Source organism: Streptomyces sp. NPDC050528, from assembly GCF_044457795.1.
Classification (GTDB): domain Bacteria; phylum Actinomycetota; class Actinomycetes; order Streptomycetales; family Streptomycetaceae; genus Streptomyces.
Genome location: NZ_JBITHH010000033.1, coordinates 1 through 2,759, shown reverse-complemented (window position 1 = coordinate 2,759; position 2,759 = coordinate 1). Strand labels below are relative to the sequence as shown.

The 2,759-nt window shown below is 66.4% G+C and carries 1 protein-coding gene; it reads left to right on the top strand.

Features of this window, described 5'->3' with window-relative positions; all coding sequences use genetic code 11:
• Positions 1-147: 147 nt before the first annotated feature.
• Positions 148-2,759 (top strand): condensation domain-containing protein (locus tag ACIBK4_RS50440; RefSeq protein ID WP_399006961.1); only part of this gene is annotated, 2,612 nt, incomplete at its 3' end.

Below are 2,759 nucleotides of genomic sequence, written 5' to 3'. Positions count from 1 at the left end.
CCGGTGCCGCCTGGTGTGGTGGGTGAGTTGTATGTGGCGGGTGTTCAGCTGGCGCGGGGTTATGTGGGTCGGGCTGGGTTGACGGCGGAGCGGTTTGTGGCCTGCCCGTTCGGGTCGGGTGAGCGGATGTATCGGACCGGTGACCTGATGAGGTGGACGGAGGATGGGCAACTCGTCTTCGTCGGCCGGGCTGATGAGCAGGTGAAGGTTCGTGGGTTCCGGATCGAGCCGGGTGAGGTCGAGGCGGTTGTGCGGGCTCACCCTGGGGTTGCTCAGGCGGCGGTGATCGTCCGGGAGGACACGCCTGGTGACAAGCGGCTCGTCGCGTATGTGGTGCCGGCTGGCGAAGGCGCGGGTGAAGAGGATCTGCCTGCTCTGGTGCGGGAGTTGGCGGGGGCGCGGTTGCCGGAGTACATGGTGCCCTCTGCCGTGGTGGTGTTGGACGGGTTGCCGCTGACGGTGAACGGGAAGCTGGATCGGCGGGCGTTGCCGGCACCGGATTACACGGTCGGTATCGGTGGTGGTCGGGGTCCGGTGTCGGTGCAGGAGGAGATCCTGTGTGCCGTCTTCGCCGAGGTGCTCGGTGTGGACTCGGTCGGGGTGGATGAGGACTTCTTCCGGCTGGGTGGGCATTCGCTGTTGGCCGTGTCGCTGGTGGAGCGGCTTCGTGGGCGGGGTGTGTCGGTGTCGGTGCGGGCGTTGTTCGAGGCGCCGACGCCGGCGGGGTTGGCCGAGGCGGCGGCGGCCGAGCCGGTGGTGGTGCCGGAGAACCTGATCCCGGTGGGGGCGGAGCGGATCACGGCCGACATGCTGCCGTTGGTGGACCTGTCCGACACCGACGTCGAGCGGATCGTTGCCGGTGTCGAGGGTGGCGCGGCGAACGTGGCGGACGTGTATCCGCTGGCGCCGTTGCAGGAAGGCCTGCTCTTCCACCACCTGATAGCCGCCGACGGACGTCAGGACCCGTACGTCACGGTGCTGGTGCTGGAGTTCGGCTCCCGGGTGCGGTTGGGGGAGTTCGCTGAGGCGTTGCAGCGGGTGGTGGATCGGCATGACATCTATCGCACGGCGGTGGTGTGGGAAGGGTTGCCGGAGCCGGTGCAGGTGGTGTTGCGGGACGTGGAACTGCCGGTGGTGACCCATGTCCTTGACAGTGCCGAGGCTGATCCGGCCGCGGCGTTGGTGGAGTTGGTGGGTTCGGGGATGGATCTGGGGCGGCCGCCGCTGATGGATCTGCACATCGCCCAAGTCGGGGATGGCCGCTGGCTGGCGTTGCTGCGGATGCACCACATGGTGCAGGACCACCAAGGGCTCGACGTGCTCATGGGGGAGATGCGGGCGATCGCGACCGGGCGGGAGGATGAGCTGGCGCCGGCGTTGCCGTTCCGGAATTTCGTCGCTCAGGCTCGGAGTGTTCCGCGTGAGGAGCATGAGCGGTTCTTCGCCGAGTTGCTGGGGGATGTGACTGAGCCGACCGCGCCGTATGGACTGATGGATGTCCGCGGCGACGGCACGGAGACGGTGACGGGGGTGCAGCCGGTGCCGCAGGAGGTCGTAGACCAACTGCGGGATGTGGCGCGGCAGTTGGGTGTGAGTGTGGCCACGGTGTTGCACGTCGCGTGGGCGCGGGTGCTGGCAGCGGTCTCGGGTCGTGATGACGTGGTGTTCGGCACGGTGTTGTTCGGGCGGATGAATGCCGGTGCGGGTGCCGACAGGGTGGTGGGTCCGTTCATCAATACGTTGCCGGTGCGGGTGCGTACTGATCAGGTCGGGGTTCGTGCTGCGGTGGAGCAGATGCGGTCTCAGTTGGCGGCGTTGTTGGAGCATGAGCATGCGCCGTTGGCGGTGGCGCAGCAGGCCAGCGGCATCGCGGAGAACACCCCCCTGTTCACCTCGCTCTTCAACTACCGATACAGCACACGCCGACGTGTGGATCAGAACGACGAGATCAGCCAGGACCAGGCGACCGGCATTCGGAGTGTCCTTGCCAAGGAGCGGACCAACTATCCGCTCACCATGTCCGTCGACGACCTCACTACCGGTGCGTTGAGCTTGAGTGTTCAGGCGGTCGATTCTGTCGACCCGTATGAGGTGGCGCGGTTGTTTGGTACCGCGGTGGAGAACCTTGTCGCCGCGTTGAGTGAGGCTCTGCACGATGGTGCTGATCTTCCGGTGCGGGCGGTTGATGTGCTTGATGACCGGCAGCGGGAGCAGTTGCTGGTCGAGTGGAATGACACCGCGGTGGAGGGTGTCGGCGGCACGGTGGTGGGCTTGTTTGAGGCGCAGGTGTCGGTGGCTCCGGATGCGATGGCGGTGGTGGGTGATGGTGCTGAGTTGACGTATGCGGAGTTGGATGCGCGTGCGAATCGGGTGGCTTGGTATCTGCGTGGGGTTGGCGTGGGTGCGGAGTCTGTGGTGGCGGTGGTGATGGAGCGTGGTGTGGATGTGTTGGTGGCGTTGTTGGGGGTGCTGAAGGCGGGGGCTGCGTATGTGCCGGTTGATCCCCAGTATCCGGTGCGGCGGGTGGCGTTCATGTTGGCGGACAGTGGTGCTGAGTGTGTGTTGACGTCGGTGGCGTGTGCGTCGTTGGTGGCGGAGTCGGTGTCGGAGCGGGTGCCCGTGGTGGTGGTGGATGAGCCGTCTGTCGCCGCGCAGGTGGCTGGGTGTCCGGATGGTCGGCCGTCGGTTGTGGTGGATCAGGGTGGGTTGGCGTATGTGATGTATACGTCGGGGTCGAGTGGGGTGGCGAAGGGTGTGGG